This window comes from Leisingera sp. ANG59 (assembly GCF_013317235.1).
Lineage (GTDB): Bacteria > Pseudomonadota > Alphaproteobacteria > Rhodobacterales > Rhodobacteraceae > Leisingera.
Genome location: NZ_WLCM01000002.1, coordinates 221,392 through 244,785, shown reverse-complemented (window position 1 = coordinate 244,785; position 23,394 = coordinate 221,392). Strand labels below are relative to the sequence as shown.

Here is a 23,394-nt window from a genome sequence, read left to right as displayed (position 1 = left end):
CGGTTTCTGTCAATCAAAATTTGACTATTAGATAAAAAGTGATGCTGTGAAATCATTTAAACACATGATAATAAACGAAACAAAACGGTATAAAACCTTAGAGTGTAGATTTTAATTGACTATATGCTAAAAATTTGACTATCTGGTAAAAAACGAGAAATGTGATGAATGTCGCCGCCCGACTCACCCGTGAGACGGGTCCGGCGCAATGGGAGGAGAGCAGCCGTGCTGATTGGAACGCCAAGAGAGCTGGCGCCCGGCGAGAACCGTGTAGCGATGACGCCGGAGTCTGCGGCGCAGCTGCAGAAACTGGGCTATGAATGCGCGGTGGAGACCGGGGCGGGGGCGGCGGCGGGGTTTTCCGATGCCGCCTATGAGGCCGCGGGGGTGGAGATCATCAAGACCCCGGCGGCGCTGTGGAAAGCCTGCGATATCGTCGCCAAGGTGCGCCAGCCGGACGCCACCGAGCTGAAGCGGCTGACCAAGGGCAAGACGCTCATTTCCTTCTTCAACCCGGCAGGGAACGAAGAGGGGATGGAGCTGGCCAAGTCGAAAAAGGCCAATGTCATCGCCATGGAAATGGTGCCGCGCATTTCCCGCGCGCAGAAGATGGACGCGCTGAGCTCGATGGCCAACATCGCGGGCTACCGCGCCGTGATCGAGGCGGGCAACAACTTCGGCCGCTTCTTCACCGGCCAGATCACCGCCGCGGGCAAGGTGCCGCCCGCAAAAGTTCTGGTGGTCGGCGCCGGGGTGGCGGGTCTCGCTGCCATCGGCACCTCGACCTCGCTGGGCGCTGTCACCTATGCCTTCGACGTCCGTCCCGAAGTGGCCGAGCAGGTGGAATCGATGGGCGCCGAGTTCGTCTATCTCGATTTCGAGGAGGAGCAGCAGGACGGCGCCGCCACCGGCGGCTATGCGGCTGTGTCCTCGCCGGAATTCCGCGAGGCGCAGCTGGCCAAGTTCCGCGAGCTGGCACCGGAGATGGACATCGTCATCACCACCGCGCTGATCCCCAACCGCGAGGCGCCCAAGCTGTGGCTCGCCGACATGGTGGCGGCGATGAAGCCGGGCTCGGTGATCGTCGACCTGGCCGCCGAGCGCGGCGGCAATGTGGAAGGCACCGTCAAGGACGAGAAGGTGGTGACAGACAACGGCGTCACCATCATCGGCTACACCGATTTCCCGTCCCGGATGGCGGCGCAGTCCTCGAGCCTTTACGCCACCAACATCCGTCACATGATGGCCGACCTGACACCCGAGAAAGACGGTCAGGTCAACCACGACATGGAGGACGACGTGATCCGCGGCGCCACCGTGACGTTTGAGGGAGAGATCACCTTCCCGCCGCCGCCGCCCAAGGTGCAGGCGATTGCGGCCAAGCCCAAGGAAACCGTGCCGGAGCTGACACCGGAGGAGAAACGCGCCAAGGAAATCGAAGCCTTCAAGGCGCAGACCAAGAGCCAGGTCACGATGCTGGCGGGCGGCGGCGCGCTGCTTCTGCTGGTCGGGCTGTTTGCGCCGGTCAGCTTCATGCAGCATTTCATCGTCTTTGCGCTGGCCTGTTTCGTGGGCTTCCAGGTGATCTGGGGTGTCGCGCACTCGTTGCACACGCCGCTGATGGCGGTGACCAACGCGATCTCCTCGATCATCATCCTCGGCGCGCTCATGCAGATCGGCTCCGGCTCGTTCCTGGTGATCCTCCTGGCGGCGCTCAGCGTCTTCATGGCCGGGATCAACATCTTCGGCGGCTTCCTCGTCACCCGGCGCATGCTCGCCATGTTCCAGAAATCCTAAGGAGGCCGGACACATGGATTACGGTTTCACCACCGCCGCCTATGTCGTTGCGGCTGTTCTTTTCATCCTGTCGCTTGGGGGCCTCTCCAACCAGGAAAGCGCCAAACGCGCGGTCTGGTACGGCATCGCGGGCATGGGGCTGGCGGTGTTCGCCACCCTGATCGGCCCCGGCACGGGCCTGTGGCTCTTGTCGATCCTGCTGATCGCGGGCGGCGGCCTCATCGGCACCTATGTCGCCAAGCGGGTGCAGATGACCGAGATGCCGCAGCTGGTGGCGGCGATGCACTCGCTGGTCGGCCTGGCCGCGGTCTTCGTCGGCTTCATCGCCCATTTCGAGATCGGCAATGTGGCGGCTGCCGCGGCGGCGGGCAGCACCGAAGAGCTCGGCACCTTTGCCAAGCTGATCGCCAAGAAGACCCCGGCCGAGATCGCTTTCCTGCGCGTGGAACTCTTCCTCGGCATCTTCATCGGCGCCATCACCTTCACCGGTTCGGTGATTGCCTTCGGCAAGCTGGCGGGCAAGGTCACCTCGGCGGCCACCAAGCTGCCGGGCGGCCATATGCTGAACGCCAGCGCTGCAGGCCTCTCCTTCCTCTGCCTGATCTGGTACTTCAACTCCGGCGGCTTCCTGCCCCTGGCGCTGATGACCCTGGCAGCCCTGTTCATCGGCTACCACCTGATCATGGGCATCGGCGGCGCCGACATGCCGGTGGTGGTGTCGATGCTGAACAGCTACTCGGGCTGGGCCGCGGCGGCGATCGGCTTCTCGCTGGGCAATGACCTGCTGATCGTGGTCGGCGCGCTGGTGGGCTCCTCGGGCGCGATCCTCAGCTACATCATGTGCAAGGCGATGAACCGCTCCTTCATCAGCGTGATCCTGGGCGGCTTCGGCGGCACCGCGGGCCCGCAGATGGAGGTCGAGGGCGAGCAGATCGCCATCGACGCCGACGGCGTGGCGGCGGCGCTGGAGGAGGCCGACAGCGTGGTGATCATCCCCGGCTACGGCATGGCGGTGGCGCAGGCGCAGCAGAACGTCGCCGAACTGACCCGCCGCCTGCGGGCCAAGGGCAAGGAGGTGCGCTTCGCCATCCACCCGGTCGCAGGCCGCCTGCCGGGCCACATGAATGTGCTGCTGGCCGAGGCCAAGGTGCCATACGACATCGTGCTGGAGATGGACGAGATCAACGACGATTTCCCGTCCACCGACGTGGCCATCGTGATCGGCTCCAACGACATCGTGAACCCGGCCGCCCAGGAGGACCCCAACTCGCCGATCGCCGGCATGCCGGTTCTGGAGTGCTGGAAGGCAAAACAGGTCTTCGTCTCCAAACGCGGCCAGGGCACCGGCTACTCCGGCATCGAGAACCCCCTGTTCTTCAAGGAGAACACCCGCATGTTCTACGGNCGACATCGTGCTGGAGATGGACGAGATCAACGACGATTTCCCGTCCACCGACGTGGCCATCGTGATCGGCTCCAACGACATCGTGAACCCGGCCGCCCAGGAGGACCCCAACTCGCCGATCGCCGGCATGCCGGTTCTGGAGTGCTGGAAGGCAAAACAGGTCTTCGTCTCCAAACGCGGCCAGGGCACCGGCTACTCCGGCATCGAGAACCCCCTGTTCTTCAAGGAGAACACCCGCATGTTCTACGGCGATGCGAAGCAAAGCCTCGATACGCTGTTGGGCCTCGTCCAGTAAGCGATCAGCTGAAAAACAGGAAAGGCGCTCCGGTCCGGGGCGCCTTTTCTTGTTCCGGATCCCCTGTCCGGACGCATTGCTGGCCGTCTGGTTGTATACCGTTGCATTCCGCTAACGCTTTGAAATAAAACATTTCTGTACATGTTTTCCCGGCTGCAGTATGGTCCGCGGCATTGCCCCGGAGACCAAGAATGCCGCCGATCCAGGATCACCCGCTGCGCTACCAGCTGACCAATGAGCTGCACGCCCGCCCGTTCCCAACTATGACCTCGCCCTGCACGGTGGTCTACCTGGCTGTGAAACAGCCGCAGGAGGCCGTGCACCGGGACCGGATGCTGGACATGCAGCACCTGGTCCAGCTCCTGGACCGGCACGGTGCGCCGCACCCTCAGCCGGGGGCGACCCATCACACCGCCCAGATCGGCCGCCACATGATCAAATGGGAGCAGCACACCGAGTTTGTCAGCTATACGGTTTACTGCGATGGAGTCAGCGCGCGGGCCTTTGACCCGGCGGATTTCGATGTCTTCCCGGCGGACTGGCTGGCACAGGCACCGGGCCAGCGGATCACCTCGGCACTGATCCGGGTGGTGCCGCGGGCGGCGCCTGCGGTACTGAAATCCACCATTCACGACTGGTTCGTGCCGGAAAGCCTGGCGGTTTCGCAGGTGCTGGATGACAGCGCCGTGGTGGCCGGGGATTTCCGCATCGACCCGGCCGGCCATGTGCGCTTTGCGATCTTCCCCAACACAGATACCGGCGCCCAGCGGGTGGGCCGGATCGTGCAGCGGCTCTGTGAGATCGAGACCTACCGGGCGATGTCGATGCTGGGCTTCTCCCGCGCCCGCGGGCTGTCGCCGGTGATCGGGAAACTGGATAGCCGTCTCAGCGAGATGATGGCGGAAATGACAAGCGGCTCCAAACCCGCCGAGGAGATCCTGACCCAGCTGCTGGCGGTCTCGGCTGAGCTGGAGGCGATGGCGGCGCAGTCGGCTTTCCGCTTCGGGGCCACCGGCGCCTATGACGCGCTGGTCAGCCAGCGCATCAGCCTGTTGCGCGAAGAACGCCACGAAGGGTTCCAGACCTTTGCCGAATTCATGCTGCGCCGGTTCGAACCTGCGATGCGGACGGTGAACTCCACCGAGAAGCGGCTGGATACGCTGGCCAGCCGGGCGCGCCGGGCAGGGGAGCTGCTCAGGACCCGGGTGGATGTGGAGCGTTCGGCGCAGAACCAGGCGCTGCTTGCCAGCATGGACCGCCGCGCCGATATTGCGCTGCGCTTGCAGCACACGGTCGAGGGGTTGTCGGTGGTGGCCGTCAGCTACTATGCGATTTCGCTGGTGTCCGATTTCCTGTTGCCGCTGGCCGAACGCTACGGGCTGACCAAGAAAGTGCTGATTGCAGCGGTGACCCTGCCGGTGATCGGCTTGGTGTGGCTGGGCATCCAGCGGATCCGCAAGAAGCTGCACTGAGGCCTGCCGCGTTCGCGTAAAAAAATAGGGCCGCCTGATAGGGCGGCCCTTATTTGTTTCTGGCATGCCTGCTCAGCGGCCGCGGATCCGCGGGTCCAGCGCGTCGCGCAGGCCGTCGCCAAGGTAGTTCACGCTCAGAACCGTCAGCGAGATCGCCATGCCCGGCCAGAACACCCGCTCCGGGTGCTGCTGCAGGTAATCGGTGGCATCAAACAGCAGCCGTCCCCAGGTCGGGAAATCCGGCGGGAAACCGAGGCCGAGGAACGACAGCGACGACTCGGTGATGATCGCGGTGGCAATGCCCAGGGTGGCCGAGACCATGATTGGCGACAGCACGTTGGGCAGGATGTGCCGTGTGATCAGACCGCTGTTGGTGGTGCCGATGGAGCGCGCCGCCATCACGAACTCGCGCTCCTTCAGCGCCAGCACATCGCCGCGCACGATCCGTGCGGTGGGCATCCAGCTGGTCACCCCGATCGAAATCACGATCAGGATGAAAATCCCCTGTTCCGGGCCGAAGGCCGCGTTCAGCGGCTCGCGGAAGAGCAGCATCATCACCAGCAGCAGCGGCAGGAGCGGCAGCGCCAGGAACAGGTCGGTGAGGCGCATCAGCGGCCCGTCCAGTTTCTTGAAGAAACCGGCCATCACCCCGATGAAGGAGCCGAGGAACAGCGCCAGCAGCATCGCGGTCAGGCCAACAGATACTGAGGTCGCGCCGCCTGCCATCATCCGGGCCAGCATGTCGCGGCCCAGCTGGTCGGTGCCGAAAGGGTGTGCCCAGCTGGGGCCCTGGTTGCGGGCGCGGATGTCGATCTGGGTGGCTTCAAGGTCCCAGAAGAACGGTCCGAGATAGACCCCCAGGATGATGAACAGGAACAGCGCCCCGCCCATCAGAGCCCCGCGGTGGGACTTGAACTGGTCCCAGACATCCAGCCACTGGCTGCGCGCCGGGTTGTGCAGCTCTTCCAGCGCACCGGCGCCCGGCACCGAGGTCGAGGCCGGTGCCATGCCTTCATCGGGCACAAAGCGTTCCTTGTCAGTCATAGCGGATCCTCGGGTCAAGAATGCCGTACAGCACGTCGGCGATCAGGTTGAACAGCACGATCAGCACCGCAAAGATGAAGGTCAGCGTCTGCACCATCGGCAGGTCGTTGGCCTGGATGGCGCCGATCAGCAGCTGGCCGATGCCGTTCACCTTGAACACCTGCTCGGTGATGATGGCGCCGCCGAAGATCGACGGGATCCCCAGCGCGATCACGGTGACCACAGGGATCATCGAATTGCGCAGCACGTGGACCATCACCACGACATATTCGCTGAGCCCCTTGGCCCGCGCCGTGCGCACGTAGTCCTGGTTGAGGTTGTCCAGCATCGAGGCGCGCATGAAACGGCTGAGCTGCGCGGTGATCTGCAGCGCCAGCACCATCACCGGCATGATCATCTGCTTCAGCTGGTAGACAAAGGCGTCCCAGCTGTCGACCACATGGGTGGTGTCATAGATCGACGGGAACCAGCCCAGCTGCACCGAGAAGATCACGATTACCAGCACGCCCGAGAAGAACGGCGGCACCGAGAAGCCGACCATCGACACGAAGGTGCCCATCTGGTCGAACCAGCTGTACTGGCGGTAGGCGGAATAGATGCCGATCGGCAGCGCGATCAGGATGGCCACCACATAAGCGGTGCCGACCACCCACAGGGTCTGCGGGATGCGCTGGACCACGATGTCCATCACCGGCGAGCGGGTCTGCCAGGAGATCACCCGCAGGTCGCCCGCAGAGAAGGACGTGCCCAGGTAATGGTCGATCAGAACCTGCGGCTCGATCCAGAAGAACTGCACCAGCCACTTCCAGAAGCGGATATGCATCGGCTGGCCGAGGCCAAGCGCCTCGCGCATTTTCTCTTTGACTTCAGGGGGGACGGTCAGGGGAACCTGCGCCATCGGGTCGCCCGGGGCGAGCTCCAGCAGCAGGAAGATCACGAGGCTGATGAACAGCAGTGTCGGTACTGCCAGGATCAGCCGCCGGATTGTAAAGGTCAGCATCAGGTAGGCGCCTTTGCAACTTGTATTAAGGTCGGAGCAGGCGGGGAGGGCCTCACATCCATGTCACGCGCAGGCGGTTAAACGTAACCAATGCTGAATGGCAAGGGGCCCTGATGTAACGTCAGGGCCCCGGGTGAGGCAAGCGCTGCTTACTTGATGCGGTACCAGTCAGCTGCGTTCCACAGCTCGCTGTCCCAGACGTTCAGGTGAACGCCGCCCAGCGTGTTGGAGTGCGCCGACAGGCGGCCGCGGTGCACCAGCGGGATCATGCCGCCGTTTTCGACCATGATGTCGTTGAGGCGGCGGCCGATTTCGGCGCGGGCCTCAAGGCCGGCGGTCTTGGTCAGCTCGGCGTGCAGCTGGTCGAACTCCTCGTTGCAGAAGCGCGAGATGTTCTCACCCTGCCACTGCGACTCGGGCTTGGGCGCCTTGTCGCACAGGCCGTTGGCCAGATAGGCCTGCGGATCGGTGCCGTCGAAGTTGTTGGCGTACATTTCCACGTCCGCATAGAACTTCTGGAAGGTGTCGGGCGAGCCCGGGTCACCGCCGAAGAACACCGAGGCGTTGATGTTGCGCAGCTCGGACTCGATGCCGATCTGGCCCCACCACTCCTTGATCAGCGCCTGGAAATCCTGGCGCACGGCGTTGGTCGAGGTCTGGTACAGGATCTTCATCGGCTTGCCGTCCGGGGTCTCCCGCACGCCGTCGCCATTGGTGTCCTTGTAGCCGGCTTCTTCCAGCATCGCCTTGGCGCCTTCGATGTCCTGGGTGGAGCAGTCAAAGGTGTCGGAGGCGAATGCTGCGGGTGCAGGCACCCAGTTGCAGCCGACCTTGCCAGCCTTGCCATAGCCAATTTCGACCAGCAGTGGACGGTCGATGGCCATCGACATCGCCTTGTAGACCGCCGGGTCGGTCAGGAACGGATGCGGATGCTTGGCGGTGGAGCGCTCGCCCTCCGGCAGGTCCGGCGACGGGTCGGTCTGGTTCAGCATGATGCGTTCCACCAGCGAACCAAAGCCCGCAACCGGCTTGCCCTTGCCGCCTGCTTCCATCTGCGCGATCACTTCCGGCGCCAGCTGCAGGTTCCAGGCATAGTCGAACTCGCCGGTTTCCATCACCGCGCGGCCGGCCGCGGTTGCGTCACCGCCGCCCTTGAACAGCACTTTGGCAAACGCCGGCTTGGCCGGGTCACGGTAGTTGGGGTTGGCCGACATGGTGATCACGTCGTTCGGCTTGAACTCATCCACCACAAACGGGCCGGTGCCGATCGGGCCAAAGTTGGCGTCGGTGCATTCCGGCGCGCGGGCGCCCATGCAGTTTTCGAACTGCGCCTTCTGCAGGATCGGGCTTTCACCGCCGGAGAACGGGCCGTAGGGGAAGGGGGTCGGTTTGTCGAAGTTGACCTTGACGGTCATATCATCCAGCAGCTCGACCGAGCTCACGCCCTCGAACTTGGTCAGCTGCGCGCAGCCGCCTTCGGGATGCATGCAGTAATCGGCGGTGAACTTCACGTCATGCGCGGTGAAATCGGTGCCGTCGGACCACTTGATGCCGGGCGCGATCTTCCAGGTGATCGAGGTCAGGTCTTCGCTGACGCCGCCGTTTTCGACGGTCGGGATCTCGGCCGCCAGATAGGGCACCATGTTGCCTTCGGGGTCATAGCGGGCCAGCGGCTCGATCACCAGCGAGGCGGCCTGGATGTCCTTGGTGCCGCCGGACAGGAACGGGTTCAGGATCGACGGCGCCTGCCAGTAAATGATGTTGACCTGGCCGTCGGACCCGCGCTCTGCAAAGGCTGCAGGCGCCAGAGTGGCCGCGGCAACGGCACCCATCAGTAGGGATTTCAATTTCATCACACACTCCTTGTCGGACACGTTTCGTGTCTTTTTGTTGGCCGGGCCGGATCAGGCCCGGAGGGTTGCCGCATTGCTGCGGAAGTGTAGCACTGGGCCTGCAGGCACAGGGAAAACACTGAAACTATAATCCCTTAACACTTTACCGGAGACGCCGGCATGTGACAGCCTGCAGACAACCACGGGGGTATCGAAGCGCTTTTGCCGGGAAATTGCAAATTCCAATTTCGAAGGGCTCATGCATTATTTGCATGAGCATTTTTGAAGAAAGTAGAGTTTACTCCAGAACCTGAGACCGCCTTTTCCGGCGGGCCAGGCAAGAAAAACAGGGAGCCGTCATGCTGGACAACGCCATTGCATCTATCAGAAATCTGCGGGTGGAGTTTCAGACCAAGGACGGCCCGGTGGTCGGTGTCGAAGATGTCTCCTTTGACGTCAGCCCCGGCGAAACCGTTTGTATCGTTGGCGAATCCGGCTCCGGCAAATCGGTTTCCTCGCTGTCGCTGATGCGTCTGGTGGAGTTCGGCGGCGGCGAGATTGCCGGCGGCGAGCTGCTGTTCAACCGCCGCGACGGCGAGCGCTCCAACCTTGCAACCACCGAACAGGAGCTGATGAAGCAGATTCGCGGCAACGAGATCGGCATGATCTTCCAGGAGCCGATGACCGCGCTCAACCCGGTGTTCACCGTCGGCCGTCAGCTGACCGAGGGCCTGCGCATCCACAAGAACATGTCCAAGGCCCAGGCCGAGGAACGCGCGCTGGAACTGCTGCGCCAGGTCCGCATCCCCGAGCCTGAACGCCGCCTGAAACAGTACCCTCACGAATTGTCGGGCGGCATGCGCCAGCGGGTGGTGATCGCGATGGCGATGGCTTGCGAGCCGCGGCTTTTGATCGCAGATGAGCCGACCACTGCGCTCGACGTGACCATCCAGGCGGAGATTCTGGCGCTGATGGACCGGCTGAAGCGCGAAACAGGAACCGCGGTAATGTTCATCACCCATGACATGGCGGTGGTGGCCCAGATGGCCGACCGCGTCGTCGTCATGTTCCGCGGCAACAAGGTCGAGGAAGGCACCGTCGAGGAAATCTTCGAAAACCCCAAGCACGACTATACCAAGGCGCTGCTGGCCGCGGTGCCGAAACTGGGCGAAATGCGCGGCAAGCATTACCCCGAGCCGATGAAGCTGATGGGCGTCGAGGATCAGAAAATCGAGCCGATCAAGGGCACCGATGAGGTGCTTCTGGACGTGCAGCACTTGACCACCCGCTTTCCGGTCAAGGGCGGATTGCTGCGCCGCACCATCTCCAACGTCCACGCGGTAGAAGACGTCTCTTTCAAGGTCTGCAAGGGGCAGACCCTGTCGCTGGTAGGCGAATCCGGCTGCGGAAAATCCTCCGCGGGCCGTTCGATCCTGCGGCTGGTGGAGCCGCAGTCGGGCCAAGTGAATTTCGAGGGCCGCGATGTGCTGCAATTCAGCCCGTCCCAGATGCACAAGGCCCGGCAGGACATGCAGATGATCTTTCAGGATCCTTTTGCCTCGCTGAACCCGCAGATGCAGCTCTTGGATCAGGTGGCGGAACCATTGCGCAACTACGGCCTCGCTTCCGGCTCAGAACTGCAGGACCGGGTCGCCAGCCTGTTTGACCGGGTCCACCTGCCGCGCAGCTTCATGCGCCGTTACCCGCACGAGATGTCCGGCGGCCAGCGCCAGCGGATCGCCATCGCCCGCGCGCTGGCTTTGAACCCCAAGCTGATCGTCGCGGACGAGGCCGTGTCTGCGCTCGATGTGTCGGTGCAGGCGCAGGTCCTGAACCTGATGATGGAGCTGCAGGCGGAACTGGGCTTGTCTTTCCTGTTCATCAGCCACGACATGGCGGTGGTGGAGCGGGTCAGCCATCAGGTCGGCGTCATGTATCTGGGCCGCATCGTTGAACTCGGCCCGCGTGAGCGCGTCTTTGAAAACCCGCAGCACGCGTACACTCAGGCTTTGATGAAGGCAGTGCCAATCGCCGACCCTCGCCAGCGCAAGTCGGAGAAGGAACTGAACTTCAAGCCGATCCCGTCGCCGATTCACGAGGTCGGCTATGAGCCGGCGCCGTCGGAGTACCTGGAGGTCGAACCGGGGCATTTCGTGCTGACGACTGACAGCGGGTACTGAAACCATGGCTGAAAAACTGACACCGCTGGAGATCATGGAGCGCTTGGTCTCTTTCCCGACGGTGAGCCGCGACACCAACCTGCCGCTGGTGGATTGGGTGCAGGACTACTTGTCCTCCCACGGTATCGAGAGCCACCGCTGGACAGACCCGGAGCAGCCGCACAAGGCCGCCGTCTTTGCCCATGCCGGCCCGTGGGAAGAGGGCGCCGTGGTGCTGTCGGGCCATACCGATGTGGTGCCGGTGGACGGCCAGCCCTGGGACACCGATCCCTTCACCGTGGCGGAGAAAGACGGCAAATACTTCGGCCGCGGCACCTGCGACATGAAGGGCTTTGACGCGCTGGCGATCTGGGCGCTGGTCGAGGCCCATACCGGGGGTGTCACGCGGCCGCTGCAACTGGCGCTGAGTTTCGACGAGGAAATCGGCTGCACCGGCGCCCCGCCGATGATCGAGGCGATGCAGCAAGTTCTGCCCAAGGGCTCGGCGGTGATCGTGGGCGAGCCGTCGATGATGCAGGCGGTGACCGGCCACAAGGGCGGCACCGGCTATCATACCCATCTGGTGGGTTTCGAGGTGCATTCCTCGCTCATGCACACCGGCGTCAGCGCCATCATGCAAGGGGCAAAGCTGATTGACTGGGCCAACCAGAAAAATGCCGAAAACATGGCCAAGGAGCCCGGCGAGGTGCAGGCGATGTTCACCCCGCCATGGACAACCTGCCATGTCGGCATGATCGAAGGCGGCACCGCTCATAACATCACCGCCAAGGACTGCCGCTTCATGATGGATTTCCGGGTGGTGCCGGGCGAAGATTCTGCCGATTGGGAGGCCGCCTATCTGAAGAAGGTGCGCGAGGTGGAGGCGGAGATGCAGATGATCCATCCGGACGCCCGCATTGATGTGTCCAAGCACTTCGACGTGCCCGGGCTGGTTCCGGAACAGAACGGCGAGGCCGAGGCACTGGTGCGCCGGGTGACCGGCGACAATGGCTCCCATGTGGTCAGCTACGGGACCGAAGCGGGCCAGTTCCAGCAGGCGGGCTACTCCGCGGTGATCTGCGGCCCCGGCGACATCGCGCAGGCGCATCAGCCCAACGAATACATCACGGTCGCCCAGTTCGACGCGGGTCACGACTTCATGCGTAAGCTGGTGGAGAAACTGCGGGGCTACTTCCCGCTGCCTTGAAACCGCGCGTTTCGTGCTCAGATTGGTGCTGAAGGTGCACAGGCGGTGCACAGGGGGTGCACGCATGCCACCCCCGCTCTGGCGTGTTCCGCCACGTCCAGGCGGGACCGGATGCTTGCGAAGCTAAGTTTTTTCGCGGACAGTCTGCCGCAACGGAACCTGAAACGGAAAAGGGGAGGGGAATATGCCGGCCAAGAACCGCTTTGCCGAGATGCACCGGGAGATCACAGCCTGGCGCCATCACCTGCACGAGAACCCCGAACTGATGTACGAGGTGCACCAGACCGCCGCCTTTGTGGTGGAACGGCTCAAGGAATTCGGCATCACCGATATCACCACAGGCGTCGGCCAGACCGGCGTCGTGGCGGTGATCGAAGGCAAGACCAACACCTCCGGCCGCGCCATCGGCCTGCGCGCTGACATGGACGCGCTTCCGATCCCCGAAGCCTCCGGTGTGGACTATGCCTCCAAGACACCCGGCATGATGCACGCCTGCGGCCACGACGGCCATACCTCGATCCTGCTGGGGGCGGCTAAGTACCTTGCAGAGACACGGAATTTCGACGGCAAGGCGGTTCTGATCTTCCAGCCGGCCGAGGAAGGCGGCGCCGGCGGCAAGGCGATGTGCGACGATGGCCTGATGGACCGCTGGGGCATCCAGGAGGTCTATGGCCTGCACAATATGCCCGGTCTTCCGGTGGGTGAATTTGCCATCCGTCCGGGCCCGCTGATGGCGTCCTCGGACGAATTCATCATCACCGTCACCGGCAAGGGCGGCCACGCCGCCGCCCCGCATGAGGCAATCGACACGACACTGGTTGCCTCGCAGATCGTGGTCTCGCTGCACTCGATCGTTTCGCGCAACGTCGACCCGGTCAAGCGGGTGGTGCTGACTGTCGGGACGTTCGAGACCGACAGCACCGCCTCCAACGTGATCGCCCATACAGCCAGGTTGCAGGGCACCGTGCGCACCCTGGACCCTGAATACAGAACCCAGGCCGAGGACTGGGTGCGCCGGGTCGCCGAAAGCACCGCTGCCGCGTTCGGGGCCGCGGCCGAGGTCGAATGGCTGCCGGGCTATCCCGTTACAATCAATGATGAAAACGGCACCGCCCATGCGGTGGAGGCAGCGCAGGCTGTCTCTGCCAAGGTCGATGCCGAGACCCCGCCGATCATGCCGTCGGAGGATTTCTCCTACATGCTGGAGCAGCGCCCCGGCGCCTATATCTTCCTCGGCAACGGCGACACCCAGATGTGCCACCACCCGGCCTATGTCTTTGACGACGAGGCGATCCCATTGGGATGCAGCTGGTTTGCCGAGCTGGTGGAACGAAGAATGCCCGCGGCCTGAGGCTGCGGGGGAAAGACAACCAAAGGAGTGAGAAATGCCGGTCAAGAACCGCTTTGCCGAACTGCAGGATGAAATCACCGCCTGGCGCCGTGACATCCACGAAAACCCGGAAATCCTGTTCGAAACCCACCGCACCAGCGCGCTGGTGGCAGAGAAGCTGCAGGAATTCGGCTGCGACGAGGTGGTGACCGGCATCGGCCGCACCGGCGTTGTCGGGGTGATCAAGGGCAAGGCGGACACCTCCGGCAAGGTGATCGGCCTGCGCGCCGACATGGACGCGCTGCCGATCCATGAACAGACCGGGCTGGACTATGCCTCCAAGACCCCCGGCGCGATGCATGCCTGCGGCCATGACGGCCACACCGCGATGCTGCTGGGCGCGGCCAAGTACCTGTCTGAGACCCGCAATTTCGACGGCACTGCGGTAGTGATCTTCCAGCCAGCCGAAGAGGGCGGCGGCGGCGCCAAGGTGATGTGCGACGACGGCCTGATGGACCGCTGGGGCGTGCAGGAGGTTTACGGCCTGCACAACTGGCCGGGCCAGCCGCTGGGTTCTTTTGCCATCCGCCCCGGCTCCTTCTTTGCCGCCACCGACCAGTTCGACATCACCTTCGAGGGCCGCGGCGGCCACGCTGCCAAGCCGCATGAGACCATCGACACCACCGTTCTGGCCGCGCAAGCCGTGCTGGCGCTGCAGACCATCGCCTCCCGCAATGCCGACCCGGTGCACCAGATCGTGGTCTCGGTGACCTCCTTCGAGACGTCTTCAAAAGCGTTCAACGTGATCCCGCAGAAGGTGCAGATCAAGGGCACCGTGCGCACTATGTCCAAGGAGATGCGCGACCTGGCCGAGAAGCGGATCAACGAGGTCTGCACCGGTATTGCCGCGACCTTTGGCGGCACAGCTGACGTTACCTATCACCGCGGCTATCCGGTGATGGTGAACCACGAGGAGCAGACCAAGTTTGCCGCCAAGGTGGCGGCCAGCGTCTCCGGCTCCTGCGGGGATGCACCGCTGGTCATGGGCGGCGAGGATTTCGCCTTCATGCTGGAAGAACGCCCGGGTGCCTATATCCTGATGGGCAACGGCGACACCGCGATGGTGCATCACCCGGAGTACAACTTCAACGACGACGCCATTCCCGCAGGCTGCAGCTGGTGGGCGGAGATCGTCGAGCAGCGGATGCCTGCGGCTTGAGGCTTTAGCCCGGCTGTTAGGCCGGGCAGCACCCGTCCCGCCCCCCACGGGGCGGGCGCTTCGCTTCCCACCCCGCCGGGCCGGGCGCTGCCCTCAGCGCTATACCCAGGGCGTCAGTGCTCCAGCAATTCGCGGTAGATGGCGACCAGGGTCTCGGCCTCTTTCTCTAGCGCGAAGTTGGTCATGGCGTGTTTGCGGGCGGCTTCTGACCACTTTGCCAGCCGGCATTCGGTGGAGAGCACCTGATCAATGGCCTCCACCATCTGTGTGGTCTCGCCCGGGTCGATGAGCAGGCCGGTTTCACCCGGTGCGATCAATTCCTCGAAGGCGCCGACGCGGGTGGCCACCGCCGGCACGCCGCAGGACATGGCTTCGAGCGGGGTGAGGCCGAAGCCCTCCCAGCGTTGCGGCGCCACGTAGAGGTCCAGCGCCTGATACCAGCGGGAAACCTCCCAGACCGGCACCTCGGGCGGGAACAGCAGCCGTTCCGACAGGCCTGCAGCCGCGACCCGGGCGCGCAGCTCTTTTTCGAACGCCAGGTGTTTTTCGGTGGCGCGGCCCATCACCAGGCCCACCGCCTTGGGGTGTGACTTCAGCACCTCCAGCATGGCGTCGACAAAGACGTCGGTGCCTTTCTGGGCGCGGATGCGGCCATAGCAGCCGATCAGAATGGCGTCTTCGGGCAAGCCCAGCTCGCGCCGCAGCGCCGGTTTGTCGGCGGGCGGGGAGAACTCCTGGGTGTTGATCCCGTGATGCACCACCTGCACGGGCTTCTCCAGGTAGGCCGCGCCCTTGGCCGATGTGGCAATCACCCGGTCCATCTGCGAGATCAGCCACTTGGTATAATCCGAGTGGTGCCGCTGCGAGGCGGAGGTGAACAGGAGTTTCAGCCGCTTGCCCAGAAGGTACTTGAGCGCCAGCCCGCCCAGCATTTCGACATTGCGCCGGGCGTGCCAGACACGGGCGCCTGCGGGGCCGTTGCGGTTCATCAGCACAAGCTGCGCCGCCGACAGATGCGGCATCCCGCCGGGCAGGCCGCTGCCCGCGGTGGCAATGGCGATGTGCTGGCGCTGCAGCGGCACCAGCCGCACGATGGTCGAGGTTACCCCGGAGAGGCGGCGTTTGAAGTTCGGCGCGATGACTTCCACCGTATTGGCATCAACCTGTGCCATCATGGCCTCCTTCCTGCGGGCAGAAGCGCCAGCAGGGCGTCCACCGTCTTGTCCAATTGATCCGACTGCCGGGAAATGAACTCCTTGGCAGCATCCCGTGCGGCCTGGAAGGTGCCGGGCTGCTCCAGCCACTTGGCAATCTGATCTGCCAGCTCCGCTGCCGATCGCACCTCCGCTGCGGCGCCAAGGGCGGTCAGCTCGGCGTAGGTCTCGGCGAAATTGTAGTGGCCCGTGCCGCTGATCACCGCGGCGCCCGCCTGCATCGGCTCAAACGGGTTATGGCCGCCGATTTCGCGCAGGGACCCGCCCAGAAACACCAGCGGGCACAGCGCGTACCAGGTGCCGACCTCGCCCAGCGTGTCGGCCAGATAGACCTGGGTTTGAGTCCCCGGCAGCACGCCCTTGCTGCGCCGCGCACAGCTGAGGCCGGCGTCCTTGACCAGCGCCTCAACCGCATCACCGCGTTCCGGGTGGCGGGGGGCAAGCAGCAGGCAGAGGTCCGGGTGCTGTTTCAGCAGCGCCTTATGCGCTTCCAGCACGGTTTGCTCTTCCCCCGCGTGGGTGGAGGAGGCAATCCAGACAGGGCGGTCGCCAATACTGCCGCGCACCTTGGCGAGAGTGTCCTGATCGACCGGCAGCGGCGCGGAAACCGCCTTGAGGTTGCTGCCGGGGCGGATGCGGTCCGGTGCGGCGCCCATTGCTTGAAGATTGTCGGCGGTATTTTTGTTCTGAGTCACCAGCAGGTCGAATTGATCCAGGATGAACCGCGCGGTGTCCGGGCGTTTTGTCCAGCCCTCCACCGATTTGTCCGACAGCCGCGCGTTCAGCAGCACCAGCGGACAGCCGGCCTTGCGGGCGCGCACCAGCATCTGCGGCCACAGTTCGCTTTCCACGAACACCCCCAGATCGGGCTGCCAATGGGCCAGGAAGCGGTCCACCGCAGCACCGGTGTCCAGCGGCGGGAACTGGTGGCGGCAGCGCGGTGGCATCCGCTTGGCAATCAGCTCGGCGGAGGTGGGGGTGCCGGAGGTGATCAGGAACTCAGCCGCGGGATCTGTTTCGCCCATGCGGGCAATCAGGGTCAGCACCGACAGGCTTTCGCCGACAGAGGCGGCATGAAACCAGATCAGCCGCCCGGCGGGACGAGGCAGGGAGGCATGGCCGAGACGTTCGCGCACCCGTTCCTCCGGCAGGCCGTAGTCGCGCAGCTTGCCGGCCACCTTGCGCCAGGCAAGGGGGGCAATCAGCGCGCTGACACCGCAGTAAAGGGAATAGAGCAGCGTCCTGCGCGCTGGAGCGGTCTGGGCCATGATCAGCCGCCGGTGTGGCTCATGTGGCGGGACATCTGGCCGCCGGCCTCCTGCCGGGAATAGTCGAAATCATGGCCGCGCGGCTTGTCGCCGATGGCGGCGCGGATGGCGGCCTCCAGCACGCCGGCGCCTTCCTCATTGGCGCGCAGCGGCGCGCGCAGGTCGGCTTTGCCTTCCTGGCCGAGGCAGGTGTAGATCTCGCCGGTGCAGGTCACCCGCACCCGGTTGCAGCTTTCGCAGAAGTTATGGGACAGTGGGGTGATGAAGCCGATCTTCTGGCCGGTTTCCTCCAGCCGCACATAGCGGGCCGGGCCGCCGGTGCGTTCAGCGAGGTCGGTAACGGTGTAATGGCGCTCGTACTCGGCCCGCAGGTCCTTCAGCGACCAGTACTGGCCGATGCGCTCCATGGCACCGATATCCTCGCCCATGGGCATGACTTCGATCCAGGTGAGGTCCATGTCCCGCTCGGCGCACCAGCCGGTGATGGCGGGCAGCTCATCCTCGTTGAAGCCTTTCAGCGCAACGCTGTTGATCTTGACCCTCAGCCCCGCCTTTTGCGCCGCATCAATGCCCTTCAGCACCTGCGGCAGGCGGCCCCAGCGGGTGACATCCGCGAATTTCTGCTCGTCCAGCGTGTCGAGCGAGATATTCACCCGGCGCACCCCGGCCGCATAGAGATCATCGGCGTATTTCGCCAGCTGCGAGCCATTGGTGGTCAGCGTCAGTTCACGCAGGGCGCCGCTGTCCAGATGGCGGCTCATCGCGTCGAAAAACGTCATGATGCCCCGGCGCACCAGCGGCTCGCCGCCGGTGATCCGGAGCTTTTCCACCCCCAGCCGGATGAAGGTGGAACAGAGCCGGTCCAGTTCTTCCAGCGTCAGCAGGTCTTTCTTGGGCAGAAAGGTCATGTTTTCCGACATGCAATAAACGCAGCGGAAATCGCAGCGGTCGGTGACCGAGACGCGCAGGTAAGTGATTGCGCGGGCGAAGGGATCGATAAGCGGAGCCGTCATGCTTCCTAGGTAAAGCGGGGCATCGCCCGCGGCAAGGGGCAGACGGCATTTGTGACTGGCAAAGAGTTTCACAGCTGGCTAGGGTCGCCACATGCGTATGACAGTCATTTCCCTTGCTTCGATTTCCCTGCTGGCGGCCTGTAACGGGTTGCAGCTGAATTCCTCCATTCTGAACGGATCCGGCGGGCCGGCGGCGGCCGCGCCGCAGGACCCGGTGCTGCAGCCCGCACCCGGCGTCGACGTGGCAGAGGCGGAGCCGCTGGCGCCCACGTCGCCCTCAGCGCCGTCCTTCCGCGGTTCCGCGACCACGGTGGCCTCGCTCGGCGATCCGTCGCTGCCGGGCATGTGGATGGAAACACCGCTGGTGGCTGCCGAACAGCAGGCGCTGATCCGCTCCAGCCGCAACACCCAGGTCGTGGTGACGCTCAAACCGATCCCGGGCGCGTCCTCCGGCGGCAGCCGCCTGTCGATCGGCGCCATGCGGGCACTGGGCCTGCCGCTGACCGAGCTGGCCGAGGTGCAGGTGCTGCCCCCCGCGGGCTGAACTGCCTGCTGAATCGGCAAAAGCGCCCGCCTGCTTTGGCGGGGCGGGCGCTGCCCGGCTGCGCCGGGTGGACATGAGGCCGGGTCTAGGCGCCTTTCAGATATTTAGCGGCTTCCTTGCAGGCGAAAGCCTTCATGGCATCGCCATGTTCTGCCAGAAACGCGCGGGTGCGCTCGGCATCGTGCTTGCTCAGGTCGCGCAGCCACCAGGCGACGGCCTTTTGCATGAACCAGTCGCGGTCCGGCACATAGGACGCGGCCCAGCCCAGAATACGCTCGCGGGCCTCCTGATCCGCGGGTTTCAGATTGTTCATCTTGGCCCAGGGCAGGGTGGCGACCAGAGCCGCGCGGCGGGTCCACATGTGGTCTGACCGGGACCAGTCCTCCACCGTGTCCAGCCGGGAGGGGTCAGCCAGCAGCCGCTTGGAAATGGCGGAGCAGGCGTGATCGGCAATCGCCCAGCTGTCAAACTGCGGAACCCAGGATTGCAAAAGCTCCCAGACCGCCGCGTCGTCTTTGATCCGTGCCTGGGTCAGCAGCTTGGCCGCGGCGATGCGGGCCTCGAAGATGTCGGTGTCCCACATAGTGCGGGCCAGATCCACGCGCTCTGCGACGCTTAAGGCTTGGCGCCAGGATTTGGTCAACTCATTGGTGGCCGGGTTGGGCACCCCCAGCACTTCGCGGCTTTGCTTGTGATAGGCCGCCATCTGCTCCGCCCGGCCGGGTTCGGCCTGGGCTTTGAGCGCATCAAGATAGGTTTCGAGCATGTCGTTCCTTGGGCCGGGGTGTCAGACCGGCACACCGGTGGGCTTGCCGTCGATGGTGGATTGGTTCTTTTCCGCCCAATAGGAGCGGATATCCTCGTCCGACTTACCGTCGACCCATTTCTGCATGGTGTCGCGGTCGGACTGGTACTGCATGAAGGGCACCGCATAGCCGCAGGACGTCTGCACCATATCGACCGAGACATCAAAAATCTGCCGGGCGCTGCGGTGGGCGGGGAAAAGGGCGGCCAGATCGTCCCAGCCGTTGTCGCCGGCATGCAGCACGCGGGCAGTGCCATAGGTGCGCAGGATCATCGGACGGGTGGTGAAAGAGCACCACATCAGGGTGATGCGGTTCACCTCCATCAGGTGGCCTGCGGTTTCATTGCCGCTGCCGGTCAGGTTCATCCAGACGATCCGGCCCGGCCCCAGCACCCGCAGCGAATCCATCCCCTTGGGGGAAATGTTCACACGGCCCTCCGGCCCGGCCGAACCGGTGAAGAACACATGCTGCTCTTCAATGAACTTGCGGTGTGCTTCTTCGATCTGCGGGAACTGCTTGGCCATGGTTCACTCCACCGTCACCGACTTCGCGAGGTTGCGCGGCTGGTCCACGTCGGTGCCTTTGGCAACCGCGGTGTGATAGGCCAAGAGCTGAGCCGGAATGGCATAGAGGATCGGCGACAGCGCCTCCTTGATACGGGGCATCCGGATCGCGCACCAGACGTCGTCGCCGGCCTCATCAATGCCATCCTGGTCGGATATCATCAGCACCTTGCCCTTGCGGGCCAGGACTTCCTGCATGTTGGAAACGGATTTGTCGAAAAGCGTATCCTTGGGGGTTAGCACCACCACCGGCATGTTCTTGTCTATCAGAGCAATAGGGCCGTGCTTCAGCTCGCCGGAGGCATAAGCTTCGGCGTGGATATAGCTGATTTCTTTGAGCTTCAGCGCGCCTTCCAGCGCCAGCGGGAACATCAGGCCGCGGCCCAGGAACAGGACGTCGCGGGCTTCGCTGACCTTCAGCGCAGCCTGGCGGATCGCCTCGTTCTGCTCCAGCGCGGAGGACAGCACATTGGGCAGGCCGCGGATGGCGGTGGCGTAACCGGCCATTTCCTCAGCGCTCAGGTGGCCGCGGTCGCAGGCGGCCTTAAGCGCCAGCGCCAGCAGAACCGTCAGCTGGCAGGTGAAGGCCTTGGTGGAGGCGACGCCGATTTCCGGCCCGGCAAAGATCGGCAGCGCCAGATCGCTTTCGCGGGCGATGGAGCTTTCGGGAACGTTCACCACCGACAGGATCTTGTCCGCCTTTTCCTGGCAGTAGCGCAGCGCCGCCAGGGTGTCGGCAGTTTCGCCCGATTGCGACACAAACAGCGCCAGTGTCTTGCTCGGGATCGGAGGCTCACGGTAGCGGAATTCCGAGGCGATATCGACCTCAACCGGCAGCTTGGCGATCTGCTCGAACCAGTATTTCGCGGTGACACAGGCGTAATAGGCAGTGCCGCAGGCGACCATGGTCAGCCGTTCGACCTGCGAGAAATCCACCTCGCCGGGCAGGCGCACCTCGTCCTCTTCGACGGGCAGGTAGTGGCGGATCGCCTCGGCTATCACATGCGGCTGCTCGGCGATTTCCTTGGCCATGAAATGTTTGTGGCCGCCCTTGTCCACCTGGGTGGCGTCGATCTGGATGGTCTTGGTTTCCCGGTTCACCAGCTCGCCGTTTGCGCCGCGGATCTCAGCGCCCGCGCGGGTGACGACAGCGCGGTCGCCTTCCTCCAGATAGGTGATCCGGTCGGTCAGCGGCGCCAGCGCAATGGCGTCCGAGCCCACGAACATCTCGCCGTTGCCATGGCCGATCGCCAGCGGCGAGCCCTTGCGGGCGGCGACGATCAGGTCCTCTTCGCCGTCAAACAGAAAGGCCAGCGCAAAAGCGCCCTCCAGCTGGTCGAGCGTTTTGAAGGCCGCATCCGCAGGAGGAAGGCCCTCTTGCAGGTAGCGCTCCGTCATCAGGGCGACGGTTTCGGTGTCGGTCTCGGTGCGGAACTCCATGCCGCAGTTCAGGAGTTCGGCACGCAATTCCTTGTAGTTTTCGATGATGCCGTTGTGCACCACCGCGACGGCACCGGCGCGGTGCGGGTGGGCGTTGCTGACAGAGGGCGCGCCATGGGTGGCCCAGCGGGTGTGGCCGATGCCGGATTTGCCGGCCAGCGGCTCATGCACCAGGAGGTCGCTGAGGTTCACCAGCTTGCCCACTGCGCGGCGGCGGCGCAGGGCGCCATTGTTCACGGTGGCAATGCCTGCGCTGTCATAGCCGCGGTACTCCAGCCGCTTCAGCGCTTCGACCAAAATTGGGGCCGCCTCGTGATTGCCCAACACGCCGACAATTCCGCACATCACTTGGCTCCCTTCTGCAGGCGGGCCTTCTTGGCGCGCAGCATATCCATCAGCTTGCGCGCGCGGCCCGGTTTATTGGTCTGTTCGGCGCGGCCGATGGCCAGGTCGCCGTCTTCGACATTCTTTGTCACCACTGCGCCGGTGGCGGTCATCGCCTCGTTGCCGACGCGGACCGGAGCCACCAGCATGGTGTTCGACCCGATAAAGGCGCGGGCGCCGATCTCGGTGCGGTGCTTCATCACCCCGTCATAGTTGCAGGTAATCGTGCCTGCGCCAATGTTTGTCGCCTCGCCAACCGAGGCATCACCAATATAACTAAGGTGGTTCACCTTGGCGCCTTCGGCAATCTCGGCGTTCTTGATCTCGACGAAGTTGCCGATGTGGGTGTTTTCAGCCAGCTCCGCACCGGGGCGCAGGCGCGCATACGGGCCGACCTTGGCGCCGCGGCTGACGTGGCAGCCCTCCAGATGCGAAAACGCCCGGATCAGCGCGCCGCTTTCCACGGTGACGCCGGGGCCGAAGACCACATTAGGTTCGATCACGGTGTCGCGGCCGATGAAGGTGTCAAAGGCGAGGTACACGGTTTCCGGCGCCATCAGGGTAACGCCCAGTTCCATCAGGTCCGCCCGGGCGCGCGCCTGGAACAGTGCATCCGCCTGCGCCAGCTCGGCCCGCGAGTTGACACCCAGCGTCTCCGCTTCATCGCAGGACACAGCGGTGACGTTCAGACCCTCGCGCCGGGCCAGTTCCACCAGATCGGTCAGGTAGTATTCGCCCGATGCGTTTTCATTGCCGACCTTGGCGATCAGATCGAACATCGCGCTGGCCTTGCCTGCCATCAGGCCGGAGTTGCAGAAGGAAATCGCGCGCTCTGCCTCAGTGGCGTCCTTGAATTCGACAATCCGCTCCAGGCTGTCGCCCTGCATCACCAAGCGGCCATAGCGGCCAGGATCTGCGGCCTCGAACCCCAGCACCACCAGGTCGGCGCGCTGGCGGGCCTCCACCATGCGTTCCAGCGTGTCCGCGCTGACAAAGGGCGTGTCGCCATAAAGCACAACCACATCGCCTTCGAACCCGTCCAGCGCGGTGCGGGCCTGATCGACCGCATGGGCGGTGCCAAGCTGCTCCTCCTGCAGGACAACTTCGGCCTCTTCGTCGATTTCGGCAACTGCCGCACGCACCTCATCCGCCCCGTGGCCTGCCACGATGATGGTGCGCTCCGGCGCCAGCGTGCGGCCCGCGGCCATCGCATGCTCCAGCATCGGTGCCTGGGCAATCGGGTGCAGCACTTTGGGAAGTTCGGAGTTCATCCGCGTGCCTTTTCCGGCCGCCAGGATGACAAGGGCAATGCTCATAATCGCTTTTCTCTTTGTCTTTTTAGCGCTCCCGTTTTATCCGCTAACAGGCGGGGCGCAAGAGATAGCGCCATCAAACAAGATTG

17 protein-coding genes and 2 pseudogenes are annotated in these 23,394 nt (G+C 64.1%); 9 read left to right on the top strand and 10 right to left on the bottom strand.

Translation table 11 applies throughout. The features are described from left to right. Positions 1 to 225 precede the first annotated feature (225 nt). The 4 genes and pseudogenes from GKC28_RS03095 to GKC28_RS03080 all read left to right on the top strand — a co-directional run bounded on the left by GKC28_RS03095 (position 226) and on the right by GKC28_RS03080 (position 4,969). On the top strand, positions 226 to 1,797 hold the full coding sequence (locus GKC28_RS03095; protein ID WP_174145061.1) for a Re/Si-specific NAD(P)(+) transhydrogenase subunit alpha: 1,572 nt from the start codon (positions 226 to 228) through the stop codon (positions 1,795 to 1,797). A gap of 13 nt (positions 1,798 to 1,810) precedes the next feature. Beyond that, positions 1,811 to 3,201: pseudogene (locus GKC28_RS03090) on the top strand (NAD(P)(+) transhydrogenase (Re/Si-specific) subunit beta); the annotation flags it as partial. Between the two features lie 2 nt (positions 3,202 to 3,203). Further along, positions 3,204 to 3,497 (top strand): annotated as a pseudogene (locus GKC28_RS03085) (NAD(P)(+) transhydrogenase (Re/Si-specific) subunit beta); the annotation flags it as partial. 191 nt (positions 3,498 to 3,688) lie between these two features. After that, a complete protein-coding gene (locus GKC28_RS03080; protein WP_174145060.1) occupies positions 3,689 to 4,969 on the top strand; it encodes a DUF3422 family protein in 1,281 nt (426 codons plus the stop codon). Positions 4,970 to 5,041: 72 nt separating this feature from the next. Here the strand turns inward: GKC28_RS03080 and GKC28_RS03075 are convergent, their stop codons facing one another. From GKC28_RS03075 to GKC28_RS03065, 3 genes are all read right to left on the bottom strand, one after another. Then, positions 5,042 to 6,013, bottom strand: coding sequence for an ABC transporter permease (locus GKC28_RS03075; RefSeq protein WP_174145059.1), 972 nt, complete (start codon positions 6,011 to 6,013; stop codon positions 5,042 to 5,044). Then, complete coding sequence (locus GKC28_RS03070; protein WP_174145058.1) at positions 6,006 to 7,013, bottom strand: ABC transporter permease; 1,008 nt, start codon at positions 7,011 to 7,013, stop codon at positions 6,006 to 6,008. Before GKC28_RS03070 ends, GKC28_RS03075 begins: the two co-directional genes overlap by 8 nt. A 149-nt stretch (positions 7,014 to 7,162) precedes the next feature. Continuing rightward, positions 7,163 to 8,866, bottom strand: a complete 1,704-nt coding sequence (locus tag GKC28_RS03065) for a peptide ABC transporter substrate-binding protein (RefSeq protein ID WP_174145057.1) — start codon at positions 8,864 to 8,866, stop codon at positions 7,163 to 7,165. Positions 8,867 to 9,204: 338 nt separating this feature from the next. Here GKC28_RS03065 and GKC28_RS03060 point away from each other — a divergent pair, with 338 nt between their 5' ends. The 4 genes from GKC28_RS03060 (at position 9,205) to GKC28_RS03045 (ending at position 14,760) form a co-directional block, all read left to right on the top strand. Then, positions 9,205 to 11,025: an ABC transporter ATP-binding protein gene (locus tag GKC28_RS03060; RefSeq protein WP_174145056.1), complete on the top strand. Its 1,821-nt coding sequence runs from the start codon at positions 9,205 to 9,207 to the stop codon at positions 11,023 to 11,025. A 4-nt stretch (positions 11,026 to 11,029) separates the two neighbouring features. Continuing rightward, positions 11,030 to 12,211: an acetylornithine deacetylase gene (argE, locus tag GKC28_RS03055; protein WP_174145055.1), complete on the top strand. Its 1,182-nt coding sequence runs from the start codon at positions 11,030 to 11,032 to the stop codon at positions 12,209 to 12,211. A gap of 184 nt (positions 12,212 to 12,395) precedes the next feature. Then, a complete protein-coding gene (locus GKC28_RS03050) occupies positions 12,396 to 13,562 on the top strand; it encodes a M20 aminoacylase family protein (RefSeq protein ID WP_174145054.1) in 1,167 nt (388 codons plus the stop codon). Between the two features lie 34 nt (positions 13,563 to 13,596). Next, positions 13,597 to 14,760 carry a M20 aminoacylase family protein gene (locus GKC28_RS03045; RefSeq protein WP_174145053.1) on the top strand — a complete coding sequence of 388 codons (1,164 nt, stop codon included), beginning with the start codon at positions 13,597 to 13,599 and terminating at the stop codon, positions 14,758 to 14,760. Positions 14,761 to 14,873: 113 nt separating this feature from the next. On the opposite strand, the gene GKC28_RS03040 is transcribed toward GKC28_RS03045, so the two are convergent. The 3 genes from GKC28_RS03040 to moaA are packed head-to-tail and all read right to left on the bottom strand — an operon-like array spanning position 14,874 to position 18,255. Then, positions 14,874 to 15,932, bottom strand: coding sequence for a glycosyltransferase family 4 protein (locus GKC28_RS03040; RefSeq protein ID WP_174145094.1), 1,059 nt, complete (start codon positions 15,930 to 15,932; stop codon positions 14,874 to 14,876). Next, complete coding sequence (locus GKC28_RS03035) at positions 15,932 to 17,242, bottom strand: 3-deoxy-D-manno-octulosonic acid transferase (RefSeq protein ID WP_174145052.1); 1,311 nt, start codon at positions 17,240 to 17,242, stop codon at positions 15,932 to 15,934. The genes GKC28_RS03040 and GKC28_RS03035 overlap by 1 nt, the downstream gene beginning before the upstream one ends. A 2-nt stretch (positions 17,243 to 17,244) precedes the next feature. Continuing rightward, positions 17,245 to 18,255 carry a GTP 3',8-cyclase MoaA gene (moaA, locus tag GKC28_RS03030; RefSeq protein ID WP_174145051.1) on the bottom strand — a complete coding sequence of 337 codons (1,011 nt, stop codon included), beginning with the start codon at positions 18,253 to 18,255 and terminating at the stop codon, positions 17,245 to 17,247. Between the two features lie 91 nt (positions 18,256 to 18,346). Between moaA and GKC28_RS03025 the strand changes: the two genes are divergently transcribed. Next, a complete protein-coding gene (locus GKC28_RS03025; protein WP_174145050.1) occupies positions 18,347 to 18,799 on the top strand; it encodes a hypothetical protein in 453 nt (150 codons plus the stop codon). Positions 18,800 to 18,884: 85 nt separating this feature from the next. On the opposite strand, the gene GKC28_RS03020 is transcribed toward GKC28_RS03025, so the two are convergent. From GKC28_RS03020 to glmU, 4 genes are read right to left on the bottom strand one after another with little or no spacing between them, the layout of a single operon-like run. Further along, positions 18,885 to 19,565, bottom strand: a complete 681-nt coding sequence (locus tag GKC28_RS03020) for a DNA alkylation repair protein (RefSeq protein ID WP_174145049.1) — start codon at positions 19,563 to 19,565, stop codon at positions 18,885 to 18,887. 21 nt (positions 19,566 to 19,586) lie between these two features. Then, positions 19,587 to 20,129, bottom strand: coding sequence for a pyridoxamine 5'-phosphate oxidase family protein (locus GKC28_RS03015; protein WP_174145048.1), 543 nt, complete (start codon positions 20,127 to 20,129; stop codon positions 19,587 to 19,589). 3 nt (positions 20,130 to 20,132) lie between these two features. Continuing rightward, complete coding sequence (gene glmS / locus GKC28_RS03010) at positions 20,133 to 21,953, bottom strand: glutamine--fructose-6-phosphate transaminase (isomerizing) (RefSeq protein WP_174145047.1); 1,821 nt, start codon at positions 21,951 to 21,953, stop codon at positions 20,133 to 20,135. Next, positions 21,953 to 23,308: a bifunctional UDP-N-acetylglucosamine diphosphorylase/glucosamine-1-phosphate N-acetyltransferase GlmU gene (glmU, locus tag GKC28_RS03005; RefSeq protein WP_174145046.1), complete on the bottom strand. Its 1,356-nt coding sequence runs from the start codon at positions 23,306 to 23,308 to the stop codon at positions 21,953 to 21,955. Before glmU ends, glmS begins: the two co-directional genes overlap by 1 nt. Positions 23,309 to 23,394 lie beyond the last annotated feature (86 nt).